This window comes from Myxococcus sp. MxC21-1 (assembly GCF_032612255.1).
GTDB classification, from domain to species: Bacteria; Myxococcota; Myxococcia; order Myxococcales; family Myxococcaceae; genus Myxococcus; species Myxococcus virescens.
Genome location: NZ_CP123278.1, coordinates 6338289 through 6362141, shown reverse-complemented (window position 1 = coordinate 6362141; position 23853 = coordinate 6338289). Strand labels below are relative to the sequence as shown.

The window sequence follows — 23853 nt, the reverse complement described above, 5'->3', positions numbered from 1 at the left end:
TCACGCAGCGTTACGCGGAACGCTTGGGCGCGCGCATGTCGCTGATGGCCAGCGGATGCCGGGCGCCCTGCGGGGAGACGAGCGCGGCGCTGAGGACGAAGTCCTGACCCATGCGGAGCTCCAGCGTGGTGGGGCCCTTGTAGGTGGTGCGCCAGTCCAACTCGACGCGGACGGTGCCTAGCAGCTCGCGGTCCACGGTGGTGGTGTCCAGCGCCTCGAAGAGGGCGATGGAGAGCGGCCCGGGAATCATCGGCAGCTCCAGCGTCACGGACTTCGTGGCGGGCACGGGGGTGTTGGCGGGGATGACCTCGTGCTGCGCGCCGCCGGGGACCATGATGCTGATGGGCATGGGCACCACGTCCGCCAGGCCGGTGATGCCGCGCGCCAGGTTCCGGCCGAGGATGGCCGCGCCCACTGCGACGCCGAGCTCCGGGTTGACCTCCTTGTCGGAGGACATGCGCTTGAAGTGGGAGAAGCGCTGGCGGATGGCGGGCATGCGCGTCTGGCCGCCGACGAGGACCAGCTCGTCAATCTGGTCTGCCTTCAGCTTCGCGCGCTCCAGCACGTCGTCGCAGGCGGAGGCGGTGCGCTCGATGAGCTGGAAGGCCATCTCCTCCAGGCGCTTGCGGGTGAGCGTGAAGTCGAAGTCGATGAAGCCGCCGTCCTTCTGGGCGATGCACGGCACGCGGAGCACCGTGGCGTCGCGCTGGCTCAGCGCCATCTTCGCGGACTCAGCGGCGAAGACGAGCCGCTGCATCACCACCTTGTTCCCGCGCAGGTCGATGCCGTGCTTCTGGTGGAAGTCGTCCACCAGCATCTCCACGATGCGCTCGTCGAAGTTGGCGCCGCCCAGGAAGGCATCACCGCCGGTGGCCAGCACCTTCACCACCTTGTTCTGCACCGCGAGCAGGGTGGCGTCGAAGGTGCCGCCGCCCAGGTCGAACACCATCACCGTCTGCTCGGGGTTGCGCAGGTTGGCGTAGTAGAGCGCGGCGGCGGTGGGCTCGTTGACGATGGCGCGCACCTGGAGGCCGGCCTGCTCCGCGGCATGGCGCACCGCCGCGCGCTGGCGGCTGCTGGCGTGCGCGGGCACGGTGAGCACGCACTCGCGGAAGGGCGTGCCGGCGGCGTGGTTCGCCAACGTGAGAATCTGCTTGATGATGAGGTGCGCCACGTCCGTCAGCGACGTCTGCTTCCCGTACATCGTCACGGCCGTGTAGCCGTCCTCGGCCTCGACGAGCTCGAAGGCGTACTTGTCCTTGTGCTGGGTGACGTACTCGGACTGGAAGCGGCGGCCCAGGAAGCGCTTGGCGCCGAAGACGGTGTGGCGCGGGTCATCAATGATTTGCCGGCGCGCGGCGTGGCCAACGAGGGCCTTGTCCGCCGCGTGGAACCAGACGACGGAAGGCAGCGTGACGCTCTTGTCTGTCACCGGAACGACGCGAAGCTTGCCGGCCTTGTCGAAGAAGGCCGCGGCCGTGTTGGTGGTCCCGAAGTCGATGCCAAGGATGGAGCCCGTACTCATCACCGCTGACTCTCCCACGTCCCGTGGGCACGTTCAGCCCCTGAAAATGCCGTCGAGTACAGCGTGGGTGGGTCACTTGAATCCCGGTTGCGCTTCGCTTCACTCCGCGGCGGCGGTGGGAGGCGACGGGCAGTAGAAATGTGCCGTTGGGTGGGCGCAGCGCGTACGCGGGGGCTTGCCGGCTCGAAGGCTGGGGCCTCGAGGTCCGTGCCGGTGTTCGTCGTTGACCGGCCCGTGCCTTCGTTTCATGGATGCGCGCCATGGCCATGGGGCATGTGGATCGAAGTCTGGTTCGGGATGTCGCGGCGATTGCCGCCGCCTCTGGCGTCATCGGGGCTTCGTTCGGTGCCATCGCGGTGGCGTCGGGATTGTCGGTGTGGGTCGCGTTGGCCATGTCCGTGCTCGTCTTCGCGGGCGGTTCGCAGTTCATGGCCGTGGGGGTGGTGGCGGGCGGTGGCAGTCCCGTGGCCGCTGTCATCGCGGGGCTGCTGCTCAACGCGAGGCACCTGCCGTTCGGCCTGGTGATTTCGGACGTGCTGGGAAAGCACTGGCTCGTGCGGCTGATCGGCACGCACTTGATGGTGGACGAGTCCGTGGCGTTCGCGCTCGCGCAGCCCACGCCGGAGCGCCGGAAGGCGGCGTACTGGCTGTGCGGTGGGGCGCTGTTCATGGCCTGGAACGTGGGCGTCCTCGTCGGCGCCCTGGCGGGAACGGCGCTGGGCAGCCCGGAGGCGATGGTGCTCGATGCCGCGTTTCCCGCCGGGTTGCTGGCGCTGCTGCTGCCGTCGCTGACCGCCCCCGCCAAGCCTCCGAACGCCGAGCCCGGTATCACGGAGGGTGAGGTCGAGACAGCACGCGCCCACGAAGCCCGCACGGCGGCTGCCCGGGCGCGCTGGGTGGCGGGGGCGCGGCGCTCATCGCGCTCGCCACCACGCCGATTCTTCCCACGGGGGTTCCCGTGCTGCTCTCGCTGCTGGCGCTCGGGCTGGTGCTGCGATGACGCTGCTCCCCATCCTGGTTCTGGCGGCGGGCACCTATGCCTTCCGGCTCGCGGGCCCGCTGCTGAGCCAGCGCATGCAGGTGTCCGCACGGGTCCAGGGCCTGCTGTCCCTCTCCGCGATTGCGCTGCTCACCGCGCTGGTGGCCACGGCCACGCTGACGTCGAACGGCGGCTTCTCGGGCTGGGCACGTCCGGCGGGGGTGCTCGCTGGCGCCGTGCTGGCGTGGCGGAAGCTGCCCTTCGTCGTCGTGGTGGTGGGGGCGGCAGGTGTTGCAGCTTTGTTGCGAATGTCAGGAGTGAGTTGAATTTTGGCTAAATCGCGCACTGCGGCTTGATGAAGGATGATGTGGGTGGCAGGCTCCGCACTGTTAGTCGAATTTTCCTGGACTCAGTGAGGACCTGCCATGACTGGAATCGATCGCTCTTCGTCTTCAAGAAGCTCCCAGCGGGAATCGCGGGTGTCGGGAGGGGACTCCGCCCGCGGCCTCCGGAATGAGACGAACCGGCGCGAGGACGCGCGGCAGCCCGAGCAGAACAAGGCCAAGGGCTATTCGGTGAAGGACGGCTGGGACTCGCGGCCCGCCCACGCGGCGAAGCAGTCGCAACCGGCGGTCGAGGCCCAGGCCGTGGCTGCGGAGGGCGGAGTTGCCGCCGCGACGGAGCCGGACGTCGACTGGGACTTCATCGCCGAGCAGGAGGGCCGGGCGGTACAGGATGGCTATGTCCCGGACGCCACGGGGAGCAAGAGCGGTGTCACGGTGGGCACGGGCGTGGACCTGGGCGCCCGGGACATGAACGATTTGGACCGGCTGGGGCTGTCGGACGCGCTGAAGACGAAGCTGGAGCCCTACCTGGGCAAGAAGGGCCAGGACGCCGCGGACTTCCTGGCGGAGAACCCGCTGAACCTGACGGCGGAAGAGGTCAAGGAGCTGGACCGGGCCGTGAAGGGCGAGGCGCTGGACAACGTCGTCAACGAGTACAACACCGAGGTCGAGCGCCTGAACGCCGCGGACGGTGGCAGCCGGCCGAAGTTCGCGGAGCTGCCGCGGGAGATGCAGACGGTGATTGCCTCCGTGGGCTTCCAGTACGGCTCGCTGAAGACTGCCACGCCCAACTTCTTCGCGCAGGTGACGGAGCAGCGGTGGGACGACGCGAAGGCCAACCTGGAGGACTTCGGTGACCGCTACCCGTCGCGCCGTGGCCGCGAGGCGGATCTGCTGGGCGAGGGCATCGCGACCCTGAGCTGAGCCCGCTGTGTCGAACACTGCCCGGAGCGCGGCGGAGACGCCGAGGCTCCGGGCCTGCGCCCGCAGTGTGGGAGCCGCCCGGCTGGAGCGGCACACGTTCGCTTTCTCGCGTCTGGAATTGCTTGGCGGTAATGACTGTCAGGCAGTCAGGATTCGCTCTGCCCGCGGCGCAGGCCCAAGGCCTTCATTTTCTTGGAGAAATCCGACGAGTTGCGGGAGTTGGCGCCTGTTGATTCTGGTGGAAGTACGCGCACTTCCGAAGCCGCTCCAGTTGCAGGAGTGACGTTGAGTGGTCGCGCGATGAGCGCAGTTGAGCACGTGGCAGACACGCAGCTCGCTGATGCCTATCGCGCCAAGGTGCCGCCCATCCCTGGCTGTCGCGAGTGTGCGGACCTCGCGTGCTACCCCCACGCGTTGGCACATGCGCTTGCCGTTCTGCGGGCGCTCGGCTCCTAGCCGTCTGCCCGCTGCTTCGGTGGTCACTCTCTAGGGCGCGCATGTCGCGGATGGCGTTCGCGCCGCCATTCACAGCCAGGGAATTCCTATGTCTCGTCCCGACAACAACGCTACTCGTCCGTCGACCGTCGTTCCCCCATCGTCGCCCGTCCGTCGCCTCCCAGCCCGCTTCACCATCGACTTCGAGCAGACGGGTACCGGGTGGCGCGCGAGCATCCCGGGGTTTGCCGCTGAGCGAACCGGACCCTTCGCTTACCAGGAGTCCCACGCGGACGTCCTGACCGAGGTTGCCCGGCGTCACGCCGCCGCCGGACAGCCGTCCACCACGCCGGACGCCCGGAAGCGCAAGGGCGGTGGACGATGAGCGCCGCCACTCAGGTCCAGCCCCTGTCCTACGACGTCGGGGCCTGCACGGAGCGCGGCCTGCGCTCCTACCAGGAGGACGCGGTCGGCCACGACGTGGGCGCGAACGTGTCCGTCTTCGCCGTGGCGGACGGGCTGGGCGGGCACCCCAACGGGGACCGGCCAGCCGCGCCGCAGTGGACTCGGTGCTCCTCACCACCCAGGCCGGTGGGCCGCTGACGGACGCGCTCGCGCGCAGCACCGTGGCCAAGGCGGAGGTGTCCGTCCTGGCCTCCGGCGGCAGCACCACCCTGGCCATGCTGATGTTGGCGGGCACGTCCGCGGTGGTGGCGCACGTTGGCGACAGCCGGGTGTACTGGCTGCGCTACGGCATCCTTGAGCAGCTCACCCAGGACCACCGCGAGTACCGGCACGTCCTCAATCGGTGCCTGGGAGCCACGAGCCCGGACTGCTCCTCCGAGCCGGACGTGCGTGTGCTGGACGCGGAGCCGGGCGACGTGTGGCTGCTGGCCACCGACGGCGTCGCGGACACGCTGGGCCACGCCCAGATTCGCGCCGTCCTCCGCGAGCTGCCCGCGCATGACGCGCGGTGGGCCGCCGAGGAACTGGTGCGCCGCGCCCTGGACGAGGGCAGCACCGACAACTGCACGGTCCTGGTGGTGCGGGTGGGAGGTGCCCGGTGAGCGTCCTCCACCTCATCGTCTTGGCCCCGCCCGTCTACGAGGGGCCCCGGAAGGCGACGGCGCCGGCCATCGTCTCGCGCACCGAAGTGCGCAGCGGGAGCGGCTACCGCGTGACTGCTCGCGACGCGAGCGGCGACCCTGTCGTGTCCGTCTGGGACTCCTCCGTGTCCGAGGCGCGGCACGTGGTGGAGCGCTCGGCCGCGAAGCTGGCGTCCATCGCCGAAAAGCATCCGGACGGAGTGCCCTTCGTGCGGAGGCGCGCGTCATGAGCTGCCGCCGCCTCTCTCTCATCTACAGCAGCAAGCGCACCTCCTCCGGGTGGCGTGTCTCCATCACCGCTGACGGGTTGGCACCCGTGTCCGAAGAAGCACCCACCAGCGACGAGGCCAAGACCGCCGCCTACGCCAGCCTGCAGCGCCTGGTCGACGAGTCGGAGGCTCGCGGCCGCCCTATCCGCATCGAGGACTACGCCGTCCAGACCCAGTTCGACCCGGAGGAGGTGTTCCAATGACGTGTCCCAATCCACCCCGTGCGCCTCGCGGTCCCCCGCCCGGGCATAGCAATGCCTCCATCGAGCCGCTGACTCCTCGGCAGAAGGAGGTGGCCGCCCTCATCCTCGTCATGACGAAGGAGCGCGGCTTCCCGCCCACGGTGCGTGAGATGGCCGCCCGTCTGGGCGTCGCCTCCACCAACGGCGTCAATGACGTCCTATCCGCGCTGGAGCGCAAGCGCCGCCTCACCCGCGAATCGAAGGCGGCGCGCTCCCTGCTGCTCACCGCGTCTGGCACCGAGGCCGCGGAGCAGTACTTGCGCGACACCGCCACCACCGATGTCGAGGAAGGAGCCATACCGTGAGCGAGTCCACCCAGGAGTTCGTGCCGTACAGCCGCGAGCAGCTGCTGGAGAAGTCCAACGAACTGGCCGGCGTCCTCGAGAAGATTGATGAGGTCCGCGAGGAAAAGGCCGCGGCCATGAAGGACTTCAAGAAGACGGAGGGTGACCTCTCCGCCAAGGCCCGCAAGCTGTCCAAGGTCATCCGCCAGAAGGGCGAGTACCGGGACAGGCAGGCCACCATCTTCGAGGTGAGCGCCGCGCGGAAGCCCCGGGAGGACGCGTGAGCACCGAGCGCATCCGCGGCCTGACGCTCATCCGCCCCTGGGCCTGGGCCATCGCCTGCGCCGGCAAGGACGTGGAGAACCGCACCTGGGAGCCCCCGCGCGCGATGGTGGGCGGCTGGCTCGCCATCCACGCCGGCAAGAAGTGGGACCAGGACGCGGCGGACTCCATCGCCGACACCTTCGGTGTCCAGGTGCCCAGCGAGCGTGAGCAGCCCTCTGGCGTCATCATCGCCGTGGCTCGCCTCGCGGGGGTGGTGCGCGACAGCGAGTCGCCCTGGTTCGGCGGGCCGGTGGGCTGGACGCTGGCCCAGGTCGTCCAGCTCCCGACGCCCGTGGCCTGCCGCGGCGCCCAGGGGCTGTGGACGCTGCCGGAGTCCGTCCTGGAGCGCGTGCACGCAGGGTGGGCTGCTGCTCGGGGGCCCGTCCATGAGCTGCCGCTACCTGGATGCTGGCGCCGACATCAGCGCGTGCGGCCTGTATCGCTACCGCCTCTGGCGCACCTGGGCGGAGGGCTCGGACGTGCGCCGCGTGCTCTTCGTCATGCTCAACCCGAGCACCGCGAATGGCACCCAGGATGACCCGACGCTGCGCCGCTGCGTGGGCTTCGCCCAGTCCTGGGGCTTCGGCGCGCTCACCGTCTGCAACCTGTTCGCCTTCCGGGCCACCGACCCGGGCGAGCTCCTGGTGCGCGGAGTGGACCGCGTTGGCCCGGAGAACGACGCCTCGCTGGCTCGCGCCTCGACGGAGGCCCACCGGTGGTCGCCGCATGGGGCGCCTTCCGCGGCACCACCCACCGTGCCCCGGCCGTGCTCTCGGCTCTGCGGCAGCGCCACGCTGTCCACGCGCTGGGACTCACCAGGGGAGGGGACCCGAAGCATCCGCTCTACCTGCCCGGTCACCTCACGCCGGTGCCGTGGATGGAGGCCCTCTCTTGAGCCCGCGCGCCTCCGCCATCGCCCTTGGCTGCCTCGCCGTGGGCGCCACCGCCGTCGGGCTCGTGCTGCCCCGGCTGGCCGAGCAGCAACTCCAGTCTGCGGCGAAGGCCGCGGGCTGTTCCATCGCGTTCACCGCCATCGCCGCACGCTTCATCGGGGGCCGTTCATGACGTGCACCAACCACTACGAGTTCACCGCCGGTTACCTCTTCTGTGGCTCAGGGCCCGGGGCGTTGGGCAACGACATGGCCACCGTCGAAGTGGCGGGCAGCACCGCCTCCTGGCGCAACCTGGGCGGCGTCGACTTCGACGAAGGGTGCTGCAAGGACTACACGTACCTGACGGGGGCGCCGTCCCTCTGTGCGGACATCGCCACGCTGGCGCCTGAGAAGCTGCGCAAGTTCTGGGGCCCGCGCGCACCCGACATGACGAAGTGGAGTCCTCCGTGCAAGGGCGCCTCAAAGCTGCTGCCGGCTGAGATGGCCGCGACGCAGAAGTACCAGGACATGAACCAGCTCATGTTCCACGCGGCGAAGCTGGTGCTCGCGGCGTACCCGGACCGGGACAACCGTCCGCGCCTCATCGTCGTGGAGAACGTGCCCAGCTTCCGCACGCGGTGCCGGGAGGTGCTTGGAAAGACGATTCGCCTGCTGCGTGAGGCGGGCTACGAGGTGAACGTCACCACGCACGACCTCGGCCAGGAGGGTGGGCTGGCGCAGTCGCGCGAGCGCTTCACTCTGTCGGCCCGGGACTCCCGCCGTTGCCCGGTGCAGGTGGCGATGCCGCCGTACCAGGGGCTGCGCGGTGTGGGCGAGGTGCTGGCGCCGCTGCCATGGCCGGATGACCCGCGCGCGGGCCGGATGCACCGGCTCCCCGGGTGAGCTGGCTCAACGCCGTGCGCCTAGCGGTCATCCCCCGGGCGGCGACTGGCGGGACTTGCCGAAGCGCGGCCACGTGGTGGAGACGCTCCAGCAACGCGGCCTGTGGCCGACGGGCATGGACACGGCTGCCTTCCGTGAGCTGGTGGAGGAGCAGCTCGGGAACCCTGTCGAGGCCTCGCAGAAGAGGCGGGAGGTCCACCGCCGGCATCCCGTCCAGGCATGGGCGGCGCCGTCGCCCACGGTGTCCGGGCCGGGCGGCGCGGGCCTGTGCGCTGTCGAGGACCCGCGCCCGCTGGAGGCGTTGGGCTACGGGAAGGATGGTCGCTTCACGAACCAGTACCGCGTGGGCGACTGGGCGGACCCTGCCCACTGCGTCACCGGCGTAACGTCGATGACGGCAGGTGCTCCTTCCGTCGCTGACGCGCGCGCGGTGGAAGCTTTGGCGATGCGCAAGGACGCCCGACCGGGCGCTGCCGGGGTGCTGCACTGGAACCGGCCCTCGGCCACCGTCATCGCCACGTCCTGGGTGTCGGGGGGCAGCTCGCCGGTGTCGGTGGCCGACCCGCGCGCGCTTGAGCTGCTCGGCCTGGGGCAGACGGCGGACGGAGCTGGCAGCTACGCCGGCCGGCCGGGCCTGTTCGGTGTCGGGGACTGGCGGGCGCCGAGCCCGACGGTGACCGGCAAGGCCACGGTGAGCGGGGGCAACGCGCAGGCCTCGGTGGCCGACGAGCGTGTGGAGCGCCTGGGCCTGGGGTGCCACGGCCGCAACGGCTTCTACGGCGTCATCGGCTGGGACACCACCGCCGGCACCATCACCGGGAGCATGCAACTCGACAACGGCTCGTGCTCGGTGGCGGACCCGCGTCTGCCCCACCCGCGCGTCGTCATCGACATCCGCCTGGCACTCCAGCTTCTGGCCGAGGGGTGGGAGCCGCCGAAGGGGACGTTGGCGCCGGCCATCCTCTCCCCGGTGTCGGGCTGCTGGCACCGACCCTCACCACGCTGGAGTTGGCCGTCCTCCAGGGACTGCCGCACGTCCACCGGGGCGCGCCGCTGGTGCTGGCGGGCAACAGCGACTCCACGTGGCGGGAGCACATCGGCAACGCCATCCCCGTGGGTGGTGCGCTGGCCTGGGGCAGGGTGCTGCTGGAGTCCCTGCTGCGCTCCGAACTCGGCGAGGGCTGGGCGTTGCGCGGGGACTACTGGTTCGACGCGCCTTCGCTGAATGAGGGGTACGCCTCGTGAGCACGCCCCTTCTCGAAGAGTTGGCGCACCTGCGCGCGCTCGTCACCGCCCACCGCTTCCGGTGCGTGGGTGAGGCGCAGCTTCAACAGGCACTGGCCCAGGTGTTCACCGAAGCGGAGCTGCCGTTCCAGCGCGAAGTGGTGCTGGGGGGCGCCGGCCGCATCGACTTCATGGTGGGCGCCCTTGGCGTCGAGGTGAAGGTGGACGGCAGCGTCTCCGCCGTCACCCGGCAGCTCCTGGACTATGCGGAGCGGGAGGAAGTCCACGGCCTCCTGCTCGTCACCACCCGTTCCCACCACGACGGCATGCCCGCGCACATGCGCGGCAAGCCCGTGCGTGTCGCTGTGCTGAGAGGAGGCTTGCTGTGAGCACCAGGTGCTTCGGGACTGTCCGGCTGGAGAAGCGGAAGCTGGGGACGCGCGGCGGCGAGCGGCCTGCCTGGGTCATCCAGTGCGAGCCCCACGTGTCCCTCCGGCTGAAGCGCGTCTTCGACCGCGTCAACAAGGGGGACGTGGGCGAGGTGCTGCTCGCGGCCACCGCGGAGACGGCGCGGGAGTTGGAGTGGTTCATCCAGCGCTTCCCCCTGGAGGTGCAGGGCAAGGACGCGAAGGACTTCCTCAAGCACGGGGCGCGCGAGCAGGTCCGGCGCGAGGCGGCCGTGGCCGAGCTGCTCGCCGCGGACTACCAGCCGCCCGAGTTCCAGATGAACGTCCCCCCGCGCGAGTACCAGCGCCGGGCGGCCGACATGTTCCTCCGCATGCGGAACCTGTTGCTGGCGGACGACGTGGGCCTGGGGAAGACGGCCTCGGCCCTCACCGCGTTCACCGACAAGCGCACGCTGCCGGCGGTGGTGGTGACGCTGACGCACCTGCCCCGGCAGTGGCAGAGGAGCTGGCGCGCTTCCTTCCTGGCCTGCGCGTCCACATCGCGAAGAAGGCGACGCCGGAGGACGTCACACGGGGCCGCGGCGGGCGCAAGCTGCCCTGGCCGGACGTCCTCGTCCTCAACTACCACAAGCTGTCGGGCTGGGCGGAGACGCTGGTCAACGCTGGCGTGCGCACCGTGGTGTTCGACGAGTGCCAGGAGCTGCGCCGCGGGCCGGACTCCGAGAAGTACCGCGCGGCGCACTTCCTCGCCCAGCGGGTCAACTTCGTCATCGGGCTGTCCGCCACGCCCATCTACAACTACGGCGGGGAGATGTTCCACGTCCTGGACTGCGTCAAACCGGGCGTGTTGGGCACGCGCGAGGAGTTCAGCCGCGAGTGGTGCACGGGAGTCGACGACAAGCTGTCCTTCAAGGACCCGCGCGCCTTCGGCACCTACCTGCGTGACGCGGGGCTCATGCTGCGCCGCACCCGCGCGGACGTGGGGCGGGAGTTGCCCTCGCTGACTCGCGACATCCACACGGTGGAGGCGGACACGCGCGTCCTGGACGAGGTGGAGGACAAGGCCGCGGAGCTGGCCCGCATCATCCTGGCGCAGGGTGGGGTGAAGCCGGAAGAGAGGCTCCACGCCTCGGGCGAGTTGTCCTGGCGGCTGCGCCAGGCCACTGGCATCAGCAAGGCGCCCTTCGTCGCCGAGTTCGTCCGCATGCTGGTGGAGAACGGGGAGCGCGTCCTCCTCTACGGCTGGCACCACGAGGTGTACAGCATCTGGCGGGAGCGGCTGAAGGAGTACTCCCCGGCCATCTTCACCGGGCAGGAGTCGCCCGCACAAAAGGAGGCGGAGGCCCAGCGCTTCAAGTCCGGCCAGACGCCCATCCTCATCATGTCCCTGCGCGCCGGCGCGGGCCTGGACGGCTTGCAGCACTGCTGCCGCACGGTGGTGTTCGGCGAGCTTGACTGGAGCCCCGGCGTGCATGAGCAGGCGTGCGGCCGCGTGCACCGGGACGGCCAGACGGACCCCGTCATGGCCTACTTCCTCGTGTCCGACAGCGGCTCGGACCCGGTGGTGGCGGACGTGCTGGGCATCAAGCGGGACCAGATGGAGGGCATCCGCGACCCGCAGGCCAGCCTCATGGAGCGCCTGGAGACGGATGAGAATCGCGTCCGGCGCCTGGCCGAGGCCTTCCTGAAGAACCGGAGGGCGGCATGACCACGCCCTGCGCTCCGCTCCGAGCTCCCTTCCCCTGGTTCGGTGGGAAGAGCCGCGCTGCCCACCTCGTCTGGGCAGCATTCGGTGATGTGGCCAACTACGTGGAGCCGTTCGCCGGCAGCCTCGCCATTCTGCTGGCCCGACCCACCGCGCCGGGCGTGGAAACCGTCAACGACCTGGACTGCTACCTCGCCAACTTCTGGCGGGCTCTGTCCGCGGCGCCGGACGAGGTGGCGCACCACGCGGACTGGCCCGTCAACGAGGCGGACCTCCACGCGCGCCACCGCTGGCTGGTGGCCCAGGTGGAGTTCCGGCAGCGGATGCGGCAGGACGCCGAGTACTTCGACGCGCGCGTCGCCGGTTGGTGGGTGTGGGGGCTCTGCCAGTGGATTGGCAGCGGCTGGTGCGCCCAGCCCTCCTGGGAGGCCCAGGGCGCCGCCGGCGCCGAGAAGACGTGCGGCATCGCGACAGCGGAGTACGCCAAGCGGCCGATGCTCGACAAGCCGGGCCGGGGCGTCCACCAGCTCGCCGTGCGCGGGAAGGCGACGTCCGAGCACGAGCAGCGCCCACACCTGACGGACGGCATCGGCGTGCATGCGCAGCGCCTGCGCGACCTGGGGCGAGCGTCGGAGTGGGGCAAGCGCCCGAGCCTGGGCCGCGGTGGGCGGGGCGTGCATGGCCTGTCGAACCAGATGCCCCTGGTGAGGGGCGACGGTGGCGCGTCGGGCATGGGCATCCACGCCACCGGGAAGCAGGGCGGGCTCCACGCATGGATGCAGGCCCTGGCGGACCGGCTGCGCTACGTGCGCGTCTGCTGTGGAGACTGGAGCCGCATCCTCTCGCCCAACGTCACGGAGCGCATCGGCGTGACGGGCGTGCTGCTGGACCCACCGTACTCCGACGCCGCGGGGCGCGACCCCAGCATCTACGCGGAAGAGGACCTGCAGGTAGCCCATCGCGTGCGTGAGTGGGCGCTGGCAAACGGCGAAAACCCCCGCCTGCGCATTGCCCTCTGCGGCTACGAGGGTGAGCACGAGATGCCCGCGAGTTGGCGCTGCGTCGCGTGGAAGGCGCCGGGCGGGTACGCGGCCGCGCGCGGGAACCACGAGAACGCTCTGCGTGAGCGCATCTGGTTCAGCCCTGGCTGCCTGGCCCCGGCGGAGGACCCGCTCCACGGGCTTCCGCTGGCTCGCGTCTCCGGAGGTCCTCGATGAGCACCTGCACCACGCGCAAGCCGCTGCTCGCCGTCACCGTGCCCCAGCCCCTCGCGCGAAGCGTGGAGCTGGGCACGGCGCCCGTGGTGAACCTGTCCGTGGCCCCTCCGGCGGAGGCACTGGGCGGCTACGTCGCGGTATGCGCGGGCGAGTACGACGAAGGCATCGCCCACTGGATGGACGTCCACGGAGGGATTCGGCCTTTCGCTCCAGAGGACGTCCACACCTGCACGGTGCTCGCGGTGGCGCGGGTGGCGGCCGTGTCCCAGTGGCCGGATGTCCCCCGCGAGTCTCGCTGGTACGTGGGGCCGGTGGGGCTGTGGCTGGCCGATGTCATCCGCCTGCCTGAGCTGGTGCCCGTTGAGCCCGGTCCAGTGGCGCAGTGCTGGGAACTCCCCGAGGACGTCCGCGCCGCGGTGCGCGCCGGGTACAAGGCCGCCCGGGATGCGACGAAGGCGCTCTGGGACGACTTCAGCGCCCGCTCGGCGAAGGCCCTGGAACGCGAGCCCGCGCCGACGCTGAAGGACAAGCTGCTGCGCCTGTGCAGCTGCCGCCGGGCCATGACGCCGTGCCCCTCGTGCAAGGCCTTCCGCTGCCTCAACCCGGATTGCGGGCCCCACGCCTGCCACCAGGAGGCTCACTCTTGAGCTGCCTCCGTCTCCGCGCCACCACCTGCCACGTGTGCGGTGCCGTCCGGCTGGGCACCAGCCTCACCGAGTCCGGCCAGCTGGCGCCGCACGGGGCCACGGCCGCGGGCGCTGCCGTCCAGGCTGCCTACCCGGGCCCGTGGCCCACCTGCCGCCACGGCCACCCCTGGCGTGCCGGGTGCCGCAGCCAGCCCGTCCCGCCCACCTGCTGCATGCGCCCGCCCTGCGTGCTGGTGCCGCCGCCCCTTCTCTCCACCGTGCCCGTCTCCACCGAGGAATCGTAGACATGGCCCCCTGCGCGAACCCACCCCCGACGAGAATCCGGTGCCTCCCGGCCACCGCCGCCTGGGCAACGGCCGGGTCGTCACCGACGAACTCGCCGCCCAGGTAATCCCGCCGCCGCGCATGGGCCTTCAGTCGCGCGAGGAGCGCGCCTCGGTGCCTGCCCTCGCCGACCTCCAGGCCGTATCCTGCGCGTGTGCCCGGGGCGAGGTGGAGCGCCTCCGCGAGGAGCTGGCAGAGGTGCGCGCCGCGCTCGCCCAGGAGCGCGAGGCCCACGCGCTGGCGGAGCACACCTCCCACCTGCTGGCCCAGGTACTGGCGGCGCGCCCTGCCGAGGTGTCCGTCACGCCCAGCGTCACGCAGTCCGTGCGTGACGCGTCACGCACCACCGTGACGGAAAGCGTGACGAAGCGTGACGCCGTCACGGTGGAGGGGGAAGAGGGGAGGATCCAGCAGCAGTAAGAAGACGTCTTCAGGCTGCTGTTAGGTCGCAGAGATACAGAGACAGAAAAGCTGCTGCTGAAGCTACGGGCGCAGGAAGCGTCACGCCGTCACGCCGACCGTCACGCAGGAAGCGTCACGCCGTCACGCCGACCGTCACGCAGCCCGAGCGTGACGCGGCCAGCGTGACGCCCCCGCCGGCTGCCCCAGCCCCGGTGGCCCCTCCGCCAGCCCGGAAGCGGGCGGAGCCCGTCACCCCCAGCCCCGACAAGCTCTTCTTCGCGTGGACCCAGGAGGAGCGTTCCATCCGCTTCCCGGGGGCCATCCCGGAGCGTCCGCCCGCGAACTGGGCCACGTGGTACGCCGAGGCGCTGACCGCGGTGGGCGGCGACGAGGAGCGCCTGCGCGGGGCGTGGCTGGCGTGGCTGGAGGACGCGTGGGCGCACCGGTGCAAGCCCGTGTGCGCCGTCGTCGGCTTCACCGGGGCGCGTGAGGGCAGCGGCACCGGCGCCGGCACATCCCCGGCCAGCTCGACGGCGCGGCGCCTGCGCAGGAGACGCCCGCGGAGGCACGGCGCCGGGCGAGCGCCGACGTGGGACGAGGGGAGGCGCCGCCCGCGCTCGATGTGCAGGACACGCCCGCAGGCATCGCGTGGGGCCGTGTCCTGGGGGCAATGCGCGAGGCTGGCGGGGCTCCCGCCTACGCCGCAGGGCAACTCCAAGGTCGCTTCCGCGCCGTCGAGTTGGCCGGGGGCTGTCTCGTGCTGGAGGCGCCGGACAAGTTCGCCCTGACGCTGCTGGACGAGGACTTCGGTGGCGCGGCGCTCAATGCCGCTGTCCGCACCCTGGGGCTGGAGCTCCGGGCGACCGTCGCTGGCCGGCCGCCGCCCACGCCGGAGGCACTCAATGACGGCCTGCGCCCGGCTGGCCCTCCTCGCGTGCGGCAGCAGCGGACTCACGGTGGCGCACCTGCCAGCGCTCCGCGCCTACGTGCGCCGCTTCGCGGGAATCCGGGGCGCGCGTCTCATCCACGGTGCGGGTGACAGGCGCAGGGACGACCCAGTGGCGGCCGTGGGGGCGGACCGGTTGTGGGAAGTGGCGTGCGCGGTGGAGTGGCCCGACTTCCAGGTGGAGGAGGTGGACCGCTTCCCAGCGCATTGGAAGACGCAGGGGCGCATAGCAGGCCCACTGCGCAACGAGGTGATGCGCGAGGCGGCGCGCGGGTACGCCCGCGTCGGGTGGACGGTGCGCTGGGTGGCCGCGCACACGGACCCGGGGCTGGGCAAGGGCACGCGGTCCATGGTGGCGCTGTGCCGGGCGGAGAGGTGGAAGGGCCGCGTCCTGATTCTCTCTCATGATGGACAGGTGGTGTCCGAGGAGGCCGTTTCATGACGTGTCGCAAGCACCCCGAACTGGAGGAGTCGGTGCGCCTGCACATGCCTGCCGCACGAGCGCATCCGGGACGGAGGGCTGAAGCCATGACGTCAGAGGTGGCTGGTCACGATGGCGATGCGACACACGTTGCACATGGACTGAGGGTAGGACGGCTGCCCGCCCAGCGTCATGAGTCCGAAGTCGGGCACCACCAGCTTCTCCTTCCCGCACTTCCGGCACGTCTTGCGCACCTTCGTCCAGTCGGTCTTTTCGGCGCTGTCGTTGCTGCCGGCCATGGCTGTGGTCCCCCATGCTCGTGGGCTGGAGCGCCCACGACCGCATTCTACAGGAGCCTCCAGTGACGTGCCCTGGGCTCTACACGCCGCCGGACCTCTGGGACGCGAACGACGGCTGGAAGGCGAACTGCGGTCCGTCAGCGCTCGCCGCGGTGCTGGGCGTGCCGCTCGCCGCCGTGCGCCGGGCCTTCGCTGGCTTCCCGGCGAAGCCCTGGACGACGCCCACCTCTATGGCCGCCGCGCTCGCTGCTCAGGGCGCGCGCCACCGCATCATCCAGGGCATGCCCCAGGGGGACGTCCATGGAGTGGCCTTCGTCCAACTCCGGGGCACGTGGGACGCGGCACCGGAGCGCGCCCAGTACCGGCACACGCACTGGGTGGGCCTGCACAGGGAGAAAGGAGAGCTGTACGTGTACGACTGCAACGCAGGGAGCGCCGGCGGGTGGCTGCCGTCCGAGGTGTGGAAGGCCCAGGTGCTGGCAGAAATCATCACCGGGCACCGGGGCGCGTCCGGGAAGTGGGCCGTGCGCGTGGTGCTGGAGGTGCTCCGTTGAGCTGCTCGCGCATCGAATTCACCGTGCCCACCGGCACCGTCAACCCCACCAACACCCGGGAGCACCACCACGCCAGGGCCCGGCGCGTCCGGGACGAGCGGGACGAGACTGCGGAGGCCTGGCCCGGGTGGACGGCGCCGGCACTGCTGGTGGTGCGACTCACCCGCGTGTCGCCGCGGCTGCTGGACGGCGGGGACAACCTGCCGGCCGCGTTGAAGCCCGTGCGCGACGAGGTGGCCCGCCAGCTCCGGCTGGACGACGCCTCGCCGCTGGTCCGGTGGGACTATGAGCAGGTCCAGGGCCCGGCCGCGGTGGTGGTGGAGATGGCATGGGGGGATGACCCGCTCGCCGTGGCCATTCGCGCCAAGGACGCGGTGCAGCCGCCCCCGCCGCCCGTGCCGCTGCTGCCGGTGGCCAAGGCCCGGACGGCCGCCAAGGCCAAGAAGGAGCGCCGGCCCCGGCCCCCGGGAAGGCGGCGCCGGCGAAGTCCTGGGCGCAGCTCGCAACCCCCAATGTCCACAGGAGCAGGCCGTGACGTGCGCAGCGAAGCCCCTCACCGACGAGCAGCAGGCGCTGTGCCTCCAGTGGGAGGGGTACGCCCTCATGCTGGCCCACCGGCACCTCGCGCGGGCCAGGCACCTCCGACGGCAGGACGAGGACGTCTTGCAGGAGGCGCGGCTCGCCGTGGCACGGGCGGCCCAGACGTGGAACCCGGAGCTGGGGAAGTTCTGCACTTACGTCCTCTGGTGGGTGCGGAGCTTTCTCGGCAAGTACGACAGGCGAGGCTCCCGCGTCGTGCCGCTCCCGGCAGGGGAATGGGTACCGCCGCGGGAGTGGAGCCTCGACCAGCCGTCATCCGCAGTGGAGGACGAGGAGGCGGACTCCACGCGGCTGGACCTGTTCACCCACACCCCGGCGGAGGATGGGCTGGAGGCCCGGGACGGTGAGCGCCTCATGGCCCAGGCAGCCGAGGCGCTGATGCGTCTCCGCCTCGCGGAGCTGAGCGATAGGCCGACTCGCACCCAGCGGGCACGTGTCCGGAGGGACGTCGCCATCTTCCTTCGTTACCGCTTTGAGGGTGTGACGCTGGAGATGCTCGCGTCCGAGTCCGGACTCACCACGCGCGAAGCTGTCCGGCAAATCGTGCTGCGAATCCAGCCTGCCTTTGACACCTGGGCCGCCGAGGTCCGCGCAGAGGCGGAAGGGTAGCCATGGCGTGCGCGCGCCCCATCCAGATCGAGCTGCCCTTGTCGCCACCGCGGCGCCGGCGCGGCGCCGAAGAGGGCGTGTGCCTCCGTGGTGCAGGTGGGCGCGACTGGCGCGATGCGCCTAGTCGAGCGTGCCCCGGGCTCCGTCGGCAAATCGCAGCGTCGATCTCCCGATAATCTGGCTTGGCGATGATGCTGAAGAGTACTCGCTCAGCCTCCTCTGTATATCGGATGGCGGATGGTTTTCCCCGGGAAGGACCTAATCATTGGTGTTGGAGCCATCTCCATAACCATTACGTCGATTGGTCCTCCGCATACTGCCGGTCCAGGGAGGAATCGTTCCATCTCGATTTGTGTTCTCGCGAGAAGTACGGCAAAGTCGATGGCGTCCTGGAGTGGCATTGTCCAGAAATTGATCTGGCTGACTGGACGGGCAATCAGGGTTTTCTCGAAAATGCCGTTCCATTCGGCTTCATCCACTTCGAGTTCATTTTTGATGGATTCGATGACTGGTGGGTCGATACCGTAGAGCAGGTTGAAGGCTTGGCGGCTTGAACCTTCTAGCCAGACTCCGGGGATAGGTAGTATTTCCTGGTGTGTTCCTTGGTGTGTGAAATCAAGTCGCCAGACGCGTGGCGTTAGCGCGCCAGTCGGAGGGGCTGCCAGGATTGTTATTGGTCCCGGCCATTTTTCTCGAGGCAACCCAGAAGAGCTCCAATACGAGTGACGATCGGTTTCGACATCTTGCGTGAAGGCCGTGACTCTGGAATTTTGCTTTTCTGGAGTAGTGTCGAGAGATAGGCTTAGTCGTGAGAAGTATGACATGGCGCTTCCTGCGCCAATGTTTGCGGCGCCGATAAACATGGCCATTGCGGACTGGCTAGTGTCATGGACGATTTTGAATGCATTGTCGTATGATTGGCTGACGAAGACCGGTTTGCCTGTTGGATCAAGTCCTGTCGGGGCAGAGACTGTGACCTTACTGTCCGATGCGAATACGACTGCAGAGCCTGTCTTGATTGCGACGGAAATGGTCATGTGTTTTTGGGGGTGTTGTTGTGAGAGAGGTGGATGCTGCGAGGCCATTGTATGTGGCGCTCGAAGGTGTGCCTAGATGATTTGTCTATAAAGGAGAGACGCTGGTTGGATTTGAGTTTGCGGGGGTCGTATTAGACCCGCTGGTGTCGGCAGGCTCGCAGTGTCGTGAGATGTGGCCTGCATCTATGTAGAGCATTAGGTGGTACGAGGTGAATTGCTGGCTGTAGCCTTGTGTTCGTCTGTCACGTGTCGTCGCCGATGCTGGACGTGCCGATTCCGGATTCCCTATGGTCGCCGGCCTTTCGTTCATCGTGAGGTGGGGGAGTCCATGGAGTTGTTGTGCTTTCTCGGATCGTTCGCCGCGGTGTGTGGCGTGTGCGTCTACCTTTTGGGGAGATGGCTGACCCGTCGCCGCGCTGCTGCAGCGCCTCCCAGCGTGCCCCAGAGGAAGTTGACTTCCTTGCCGCGCGGGGCCGTGGTTGAGGTGGTCGGCGAGTCCCACTACCAGGAGGCGCTGGAAGCCCTCGCAGCGGAGCGGACGGACCGGAGCCAGCGCATCGCCACGACAGCCCATCTGGTTCGCGAGCGCGCCAACCGCTTCGACGCGAACGCCGTGGCCGTCGTCATCGAGGGGCGCCTGGTGGGGTACCTGTCCCGGGCGGATGCTGTGGCGTTCCGCCCCATCATCGAGGAGATGGAAGGGCGGGGCGAGGTAGCCGCCTGCGCCGCCACCATCGTTGGGGGTTGGTCCCGCGGGGAAAGGGGAAGCGGGCGGTTCGGCGTGAAACTGGACGTCGTGCACCCGGACAAGGCGCCCTCCGAGGCCACCATCATCTCCCATGCGGTGACGGGGCTGTGGGAGGCGAAGGGGCCCGCCGGCCGGAGGAAGGTGGTCCAGCGCGCGCTGGAGTCGCTGCGGACGGAGGAGGCGAAGACGCAGCTCCTCAACGAGGCTTCGTCCGTGGAGGTGGTGGCGGCGTTGGAGCAGGCCGCGGGACTGAAGACGCCCGCCGCCAAGCGACGGAGGCTCCAAACCGCGCTGGACGAGCTAAGGGCGGACGAGGTGTCAGACGAACTCCAGCGCCAGCAGGTCGAGTGGTTGGAGGCGGCGCTCCGGGACCTCGACGCACCGCGAGATGCCGAGCCCGCTACGTAGGTCCTGCGTCTCGCGCGCGCTCCCCGCCCTCAAGTCGTGGCCGAGGGGGCTTGAATCGTTTCAGCCGATAGGCATAGGCGGTGTGGGTTGGGCCGCCATTCCGGCCGTTCAACGTCATGACCTAGACGCTCGCAAGTGCGTAGGGAGGCGGTATGCCAAGGCAGGCGATGGATCTCGAAGAGAGCTGCAGGGAGTACGCGCGCAGAGCGAACATGATGGCAATGCGCCGACGCGGCCGCGCGGCAGACCCCTCCGTCGTTGACGAGCATGTCTTGCGCGACATGGAGCGAGATCTCGACGAACCCTCGTTCAAAGCAATGCGGCAGAAGGTCGAGCGGGATGCAAAGCTGCTCCGATTCCGGAGTACCGGTCGGTAGCAGCCCGCATGCTCAGGGGGCAGGCAATGGCTCGGAGCGTGAAGATGCAGGGCGCGTGCATGGGCTCTGCATCTTCCGTCTGGGCTGCCTCTCGTGCGCCGTCATCCGCTGGGTGATACTGGAAGCGCCAATGCCCTCCTGTTCCCAACCCACCCAGTGCTCCGAGGCCGACTGTCGCAACGCGGCAGCGCCTCGGCACAAGCGGTGCTGGGCGCACCTCAAGCGGGTGACGCGGGGCCAGTCGATGTCGGCGCCGCTGGCCCCGACGTATGAGACGCCCTGGGAGAGGCTCACCGCCGCGTCCCTGGCCTACGCAGACGCCGGAGACGATGACGAAGCCTTCGCCAAGGCCCGGGACAGGCTCCGCAAGGCAGCCCTGGCCTACGCAGGCGCTGAGCCGTCTCCTCCGGTGCGTAAGCGACATCCGCAGGTCCGGAAGGCGCCTACGTCTGCGCAGCTCGACCTTTGGGGACTCGAGCAAGGGTGAACCTGCGGCGTGACGTAGGTAGGCACGCTACGAGTCCGTCTGGGGCTTCTGCGGAGGCTGGGGGAGATCGACGCCGCACCCGTTGCAGGTCCAGCGCTTCTTTCCGGGGATCTTGAACGCCTGTTCGTGAGAGCAGGATTCGAGCAGTTTCTCCTGGCGCAGGTATTCCTTCTTGCCCAGACACGTGTGGTTCGTTCCCCGGGGATACCAGTCGCGGCACCAGGGGCAGTAGAGAAGGTCGGACACGAGGACTCCAAGGTAGGCCTGCAGCGAGTACATCACCTGCGGCTGACCCCTGCGAATATGACGGCGGACGCTGTCCACGCTGCCCGGGAGACTCCTCCCCGTGGCAAGCAAGCGTTCCATGCAGCCCAGCTCCAGCGCGGGCCAGACGGCACCTGCTGAGTCGTCACGCGACGAGTTGACGGCGAAGCAGCGGGCCTTCGTCCGCGAGTACCTGGTCGACGGGAACGGGAAACAGGCCGCCATCCGGGCCGGCTACTCCGAGCACTCCGCCGAGGTGACGGCCTCGAAGTTGCTAAGGATTCCCAAGGTTTTGGCGGCCATCGAGGCTGCCGAGGCGTCCATTGACGAGGCGGTGAAGGACGCCGTCACCGTCGAGGTGGCCGAGGTGCTGCGGGAGCTGCGGCGCATCGCCTTCTCCGACGTCGGCGACATGGTGGGCGAGGGCGGTGGCGTCCTGGACTTGAGGGCCATGCCGCTCGACGCCCGCCGGGCCATTTCCAGCATCGAGGTGGAGGAGCTGTACGAGGGCAAGGGCTCCGACCGCATCCAGATTGGCACCGTGACGAAGCTGAAGCTCTGGTCCAAGGAGAAGGGGCTGGAGCTGCTGGCGAAGTACCTGAAGATGCTCACCGACAAGGTGGAGCTGGGCGGCGACGTGAAGGTGTCCCACGAGGACGCCCTGGGAGACCTGGAATGATGGCGGCGCGCCCCACCGGCCCGCGGCCGTCTCTCCACCAGCAGCTGGCGCGTGGCCGGCGCCCCCGGGAACTCCGCTCGCGCGACGGGCGGACCGAGCCGGCCCAGAAGAAGCCGCAGCTGTCGCCGCGCGAGAAGGCCATCCGCAAGCGCCTGCGCGACGACTTCCAGCACTACGCGGCCAAGTGTCTGCGGATCCGCCCCAAGGAGGTGACTGGCGGGGAGCTGCCGTCACTGAAGCTGAACCCGGCCCAGCTCTACATCCACGAGAGGCTGGAGGCGCAGCTCAAGCGCACGGGGAGGGTGCGCGCCATCATTCTCAAGGGGCGCCAGCAGGGGTGCACCACCTACGTGGAGGCGCGTTTCTATTGGAAGGTGTCGCACCGCATGGGCGTGCGCGCTTTCATCCTCACCCACGAGGACGCGGCCACCGCCAACGTCTTCGAGATGGCGAAGCGGTACCACGACAACTGCCCGGAGTTGGTGCGCCCGTCGCTGGGGGCCTCGAACGCCAAGGAGATTGTCTTCGACAAGCTGTCCTCGGGCTACAAGGTGGGCACCGCGGGCAGCAAGGGGACGGGCCGCAGCAGCACCATCCAGTACTTCCACGGCTCCGAGGTGGCCTTCTGGCCGAATGCCGCCACCCACATGCGCGGCGTGCTGGAGGCGGTGCCCAACGCAGCCGGGACGGAAGTCATCCTCGAGTCCACCAGCGACGGGCCCCAGGGACTCTTCCACCGGCTGTGCATGGCGGCCCTGGCGGGGGAGGGCGACTACGAGCTCATCTTCGTGCCCTGGTTCTGGCAGCCGGAGTACCGCTCCCCGGTGCCGGCGGGCTTCGAGCGCACCTCCGAGGAGGAGAAGTACGCCGCCCTCTGCCGGAAGGCGCACGGCTACGAGCTGGACGACGAGCAGTTGGCGTGGCGGCGCGGGAAGATTGCCGTCTACGAGAAGGGCGTCCACGACTTCCGCCGCGAGTACCCGGCGACGGTGGAGGAGGCCTTCGCCGCCGCCGCGGTGGGCGCCCTGTGGACGGTGGACGTGCTGGAGCGCACGCGGGTGAAGGAACTGCCGCGCGATGCGGAGGGCAACCCTCTGCCCATGCTGCGCGTGGTGGTGGCGGTGGACCCGGCCGGCGGGGACGGGCCCAACAACGACGAGGTGGGCATCGTCTGTGCCGGGAAGGCCAGCGACGGCCACGCCTACGTGTGGCGGGACGACTCCGGGAAGTACTCGGCGGAGGGGTGGGCGGCGAAGGCACTGGCCGTCTACGAGAAGGAGAACGCGGACGCCGTCGTCGGCGAGAAGAACTTCGGCGGGGACATGGTGGAGACGAACGTCCGCGTGAAGGCCCGGGAGATGAAGAAGCACGTCCGGGTGAAGGTGGTGACGGCCTCGCGCGGGAAGGCGAAGCGCGCCGAGCCGGTGGCGGCCCTCTTCGAGCGCGGCACGGCCCACCACGTGGGGCGCCGGCTGCCCTCGAGGACGAGCTGACGACGTGGGTGCCGGGCGAGTCGGACTGGAGCCCCAACCGCTTGGACGCCGAGGTGTGGGCCCTGACGGAGCTGATGCTGGGCACGACGTCCAACACCATGAACGTGGGGAGGTACTGATGCCCGGCGCGTGTGCGAAGCCCGCGGAGAGGACAGCCACCCTGTACGTGGCGGACGGGTACCGGGCGTGGCTGTCCCAGTCGGCGGTGGCGAAGGCGGCCCGCCTGGCGTGCGCTGCCGCGCCGCTGGAGACGGGCGGCATGCTGCTGGGGCAGGTGGTGGATGGCGAGGCCCACGTCCTCGCGGTGACGGGGCCGGGGCCGAAGGCGAAGCACGGCCGCTACACCTTCGAGGGCGACGGCGCCCACAACAACCGGCTGGTGCGCCGCGTGTGGCCGCGCCTGCGCTACCTGGGCGACTGGCACACGCACCCGGGCGGGCATGCCGCGCTGTCCGCCACGGACCTCGCCTCCGTGCGCGAATCGCTGACCCCCGCGATGCCTGCGGTGCTGGAGCTGCTGCTGGCGGGCCCGCCGGGCATGGCGTCCTTCGAGGCGGCCCTCTTCACGGTGGTGTGCGGCGAGGACGCCCCGCTGCGCATGACGGGAGGTGGCCAGTGAAGGCCGCCCGTCATCGCCCAGGGAGTGGCCGGCGCCTGCGTGGCCGAGGCCTGCCTCGGGTGGCCCGGCGTGACTCCGTCTGGGGGGTAGTGCGCCTCACCGCGCACCTGGATGACCCGCGTCACCTCCGGCTGACGCGCTTGGCCTACGTCCACCTGGGCCTACGTCCACCTGCGGCG

32 protein-coding genes and 2 pseudogenes are annotated in these 23853 nt (G+C 69.8%); 29 read left to right on the top strand and 5 right to left on the bottom strand.

What is annotated here, in order from left to right; translation table 11 throughout:
* Positions 1-10 precede the first annotated feature (10 nt).
* Positions 11-1525 carry an Hsp70 family protein gene (locus QEG98_RS28110; protein ID WP_316563496.1) on the bottom strand — a complete coding sequence of 505 codons (1515 nt, stop codon included), beginning with the start codon at positions 1523-1525 and terminating at the stop codon, positions 11-13.
* A 251-nt stretch (positions 1526-1776) separates the two neighbouring features.
* Here QEG98_RS28110 and QEG98_RS28105 point away from each other — a divergent pair.
* The 15 genes and pseudogenes from QEG98_RS28105 to QEG98_RS28040 form a co-directional block, all read left to right on the top strand.
* Positions 1777-2184, top strand: a pseudogene (locus tag QEG98_RS28105) (AzlC family ABC transporter permease); the annotation flags it as partial.
* Between the two features lie 337 nt (positions 2185-2521).
* Positions 2522-2830: an AzlD domain-containing protein gene (locus tag QEG98_RS28100; RefSeq protein ID WP_316563495.1), complete on the top strand. Its 309-nt coding sequence runs from the start codon at positions 2522-2524 to the stop codon at positions 2828-2830.
* 99 nt (positions 2831-2929) lie between these two features.
* Positions 2930-3772 (top strand): pesticin C-terminus-like muramidase, encoded by an 843-nt coding sequence (locus tag QEG98_RS28095; RefSeq protein ID WP_316563494.1) that lies wholly within the window; start codon positions 2930-2932, stop codon positions 3770-3772.
* Positions 3773-4588: 816 nt separating this feature from the next.
* On the top strand, positions 4589-4810 hold the full coding sequence (locus QEG98_RS28090; RefSeq protein WP_316563493.1) for a PP2C family serine/threonine-protein phosphatase: 222 nt from the start codon (positions 4589-4591) through the stop codon (positions 4808-4810).
* Entirely contained in the window at positions 4768-5274 is a 507-nt protein-coding gene (locus tag QEG98_RS28085; protein ID WP_316563492.1) for a PP2C family serine/threonine-protein phosphatase, read from the top strand. The genes QEG98_RS28090 and QEG98_RS28085 overlap by 43 nt, the downstream gene beginning before the upstream one ends.
* Positions 5271-5543, top strand: coding sequence for a hypothetical protein (locus tag QEG98_RS28080; protein WP_316563491.1), 273 nt, complete (start codon positions 5271-5273; stop codon positions 5541-5543). Before QEG98_RS28085 ends, QEG98_RS28080 begins: the two co-directional genes overlap by 4 nt.
* Complete coding sequence (locus QEG98_RS28075; protein ID WP_316563490.1) at positions 5540-5785, top strand: hypothetical protein; 246 nt, start codon at positions 5540-5542, stop codon at positions 5783-5785. Before QEG98_RS28080 ends, QEG98_RS28075 begins: the two co-directional genes overlap by 4 nt.
* Positions 5786-5895: 110 nt before the next feature.
* Positions 5896-6129 (top strand): hypothetical protein, encoded by a 234-nt coding sequence (locus tag QEG98_RS28070; protein ID WP_316563489.1) that lies wholly within the window; start codon positions 5896-5898, stop codon positions 6127-6129.
* Positions 6126-6392: a hypothetical protein gene (locus QEG98_RS28065; protein WP_140875174.1), complete on the top strand. Its 267-nt coding sequence runs from the start codon at positions 6126-6128 to the stop codon at positions 6390-6392. Before QEG98_RS28070 ends, QEG98_RS28065 begins: the two co-directional genes overlap by 4 nt.
* Positions 6389-6970, top strand: a complete 582-nt coding sequence (locus QEG98_RS28060) for a hypothetical protein (protein ID WP_316563488.1) — start codon at positions 6389-6391, stop codon at positions 6968-6970. The genes QEG98_RS28065 and QEG98_RS28060 overlap by 4 nt, the downstream gene beginning before the upstream one ends.
* Positions 6933-7327 (top strand): annotated as a pseudogene (locus QEG98_RS42255) (DUF1643 domain-containing protein). Before QEG98_RS28060 ends, QEG98_RS42255 begins: the two are co-directional and overlap by 38 nt.
* The gene (locus QEG98_RS28055; RefSeq protein ID WP_316563487.1) at positions 7324-7497 is read left to right on the top strand and encodes a hypothetical protein; all 174 of its coding nucleotides are present in this window, start codon (positions 7324-7326) and stop codon (positions 7495-7497) included. Before QEG98_RS42255 ends, QEG98_RS28055 begins: the two are co-directional and overlap by 4 nt.
* Entirely contained in the window at positions 7494-8207 is a 714-nt protein-coding gene (locus tag QEG98_RS28050) for a DNA cytosine methyltransferase (protein WP_316563486.1), read from the top strand. Before QEG98_RS28055 ends, QEG98_RS28050 begins: the two co-directional genes overlap by 4 nt.
* A 55-nt stretch (positions 8208-8262) precedes the next feature.
* Positions 8263-9432, top strand: coding sequence for a hypothetical protein (locus tag QEG98_RS28045; protein WP_316563485.1), 1170 nt, complete (start codon positions 8263-8265; stop codon positions 9430-9432).
* 16 nt (positions 9433-9448) lie between these two features.
* Positions 9449-9820 carry a hypothetical protein gene (locus QEG98_RS28040; RefSeq protein ID WP_316563484.1) on the top strand — a complete coding sequence of 124 codons (372 nt, stop codon included), beginning with the start codon at positions 9449-9451 and terminating at the stop codon, positions 9818-9820.
* 313 nt (positions 9821-10133) lie between these two features.
* Here the strand turns inward: QEG98_RS28040 and QEG98_RS28035 are convergent, their stop codons facing one another.
* Positions 10134-10289, bottom strand: a complete 156-nt coding sequence (locus QEG98_RS28035) for a hypothetical protein (protein WP_316563483.1) — start codon at positions 10287-10289, stop codon at positions 10134-10136.
* A gap of 42 nt (positions 10290-10331) precedes the next feature.
* Here QEG98_RS28035 and QEG98_RS28030 point away from each other — a divergent pair, with 42 nt between their 5' ends.
* From QEG98_RS28030 to QEG98_RS28000, 7 genes are all read left to right on the top strand, one after another.
* Positions 10332-11546: a DEAD/DEAH box helicase gene (locus QEG98_RS28030; protein ID WP_316563482.1), complete on the top strand. Its 1215-nt coding sequence runs from the start codon at positions 10332-10334 to the stop codon at positions 11544-11546.
* Complete coding sequence (locus QEG98_RS28025) at positions 11543-12760, top strand: DNA adenine methylase (RefSeq protein ID WP_316563481.1); 1218 nt, start codon at positions 11543-11545, stop codon at positions 12758-12760. The genes QEG98_RS28030 and QEG98_RS28025 overlap by 4 nt, the downstream gene beginning before the upstream one ends.
* Positions 12757-13407, top strand: coding sequence for a hypothetical protein (locus QEG98_RS28020; RefSeq protein WP_316563480.1), 651 nt, complete (start codon positions 12757-12759; stop codon positions 13405-13407). The genes QEG98_RS28025 and QEG98_RS28020 overlap by 4 nt, the downstream gene beginning before the upstream one ends.
* Entirely contained in the window at positions 13404-13691 is a 288-nt protein-coding gene (locus QEG98_RS28015) for a hypothetical protein (RefSeq protein WP_316563479.1), read from the top strand. Before QEG98_RS28020 ends, QEG98_RS28015 begins: the two co-directional genes overlap by 4 nt.
* Before the next feature lie 40 nt (positions 13692-13731).
* The gene (locus QEG98_RS28010) at positions 13732-14151 is read left to right on the top strand and encodes a hypothetical protein (protein ID WP_316563478.1); all 420 of its coding nucleotides are present in this window, start codon (positions 13732-13734) and stop codon (positions 14149-14151) included.
* 194 nt (positions 14152-14345) lie between these two features.
* Complete coding sequence (locus QEG98_RS28005) at positions 14346-14921, top strand: hypothetical protein (RefSeq protein ID WP_316563477.1); 576 nt, start codon at positions 14346-14348, stop codon at positions 14919-14921.
* 114 nt (positions 14922-15035) lie between these two features.
* Entirely contained in the window at positions 15036-15521 is a 486-nt protein-coding gene (locus QEG98_RS28000; RefSeq protein ID WP_316563476.1) for a hypothetical protein, read from the top strand.
* 92 nt (positions 15522-15613) lie between these two features.
* Here the strand turns inward: QEG98_RS28000 and QEG98_RS27995 are convergent, their stop codons facing one another.
* Complete coding sequence (locus tag QEG98_RS27995; RefSeq protein WP_316563475.1) at positions 15614-15799, bottom strand: hypothetical protein; 186 nt, start codon at positions 15797-15799, stop codon at positions 15614-15616.
* Positions 15800-15861: 62 nt separating this feature from the next.
* Here QEG98_RS27995 and QEG98_RS27990 point away from each other — a divergent pair, with 62 nt between their 5' ends.
* Both QEG98_RS27990 and QEG98_RS27985 read left to right on the top strand, forming a co-directional pair.
* Positions 15862-16353, top strand: coding sequence for a hypothetical protein (locus QEG98_RS27990; protein ID WP_316563474.1), 492 nt, complete (start codon positions 15862-15864; stop codon positions 16351-16353).
* Positions 16354-16884: 531 nt separating this feature from the next.
* Entirely contained in the window at positions 16885-17562 is a 678-nt protein-coding gene (locus QEG98_RS27985) for a sigma factor (RefSeq protein WP_316563473.1), read from the top strand.
* Between the two features lie 209 nt (positions 17563-17771).
* Here the strand turns inward: QEG98_RS27985 and QEG98_RS27980 are convergent, their stop codons facing one another.
* Entirely contained in the window at positions 17772-18599 is an 828-nt protein-coding gene (locus QEG98_RS27980) for a hypothetical protein (RefSeq protein ID WP_316563472.1), read from the bottom strand.
* 475 nt (positions 18600-19074) lie between these two features.
* On the opposite strand from QEG98_RS27980, the gene QEG98_RS27975 reads away from it, so the two are divergent.
* Positions 19075-19755 carry a hypothetical protein gene (locus QEG98_RS27975; RefSeq protein ID WP_316563471.1) on the top strand — a complete coding sequence of 227 codons (681 nt, stop codon included), beginning with the start codon at positions 19075-19077 and terminating at the stop codon, positions 19753-19755.
* 507 nt (positions 19756-20262) lie between these two features.
* Positions 20263-20619: a hypothetical protein gene (locus tag QEG98_RS27970; RefSeq protein ID WP_316563470.1), complete on the top strand. Its 357-nt coding sequence runs from the start codon at positions 20263-20265 to the stop codon at positions 20617-20619.
* 27 nt (positions 20620-20646) lie between these two features.
* On the opposite strand, the gene QEG98_RS27965 is transcribed toward QEG98_RS27970, so the two are convergent.
* The gene (locus tag QEG98_RS27965) at positions 20647-20985 is read right to left on the bottom strand and encodes a hypothetical protein (protein ID WP_316563469.1); all 339 of its coding nucleotides are present in this window, start codon (positions 20983-20985) and stop codon (positions 20647-20649) included.
* Between QEG98_RS27965 and QEG98_RS27960 the strand changes: the two genes are divergently transcribed.
* The 3 genes from QEG98_RS27960 to QEG98_RS27950 all read left to right on the top strand — a co-directional run bounded on the left by QEG98_RS27960 (position 20966) and on the right by QEG98_RS27950 (position 23674).
* Entirely contained in the window at positions 20966-21562 is a 597-nt protein-coding gene (locus QEG98_RS27960) for a terminase small subunit (protein WP_316563468.1), read from the top strand. The two genes, QEG98_RS27965 and QEG98_RS27960, sit on opposite strands and share 20 nt — an antisense overlap.
* A complete protein-coding gene (locus QEG98_RS27955) occupies positions 21559-23055 on the top strand; it encodes a hypothetical protein (protein ID WP_316563467.1) in 1497 nt (498 codons plus the stop codon). The genes QEG98_RS27960 and QEG98_RS27955 overlap by 4 nt, the downstream gene beginning before the upstream one ends.
* 118 nt (positions 23056-23173) lie before the next feature.
* The gene (locus QEG98_RS27950) at positions 23174-23674 is read left to right on the top strand and encodes a Mov34/MPN/PAD-1 family protein (protein WP_316563466.1); all 501 of its coding nucleotides are present in this window, start codon (positions 23174-23176) and stop codon (positions 23672-23674) included.
* Positions 23675-23853 lie beyond the last annotated feature (179 nt).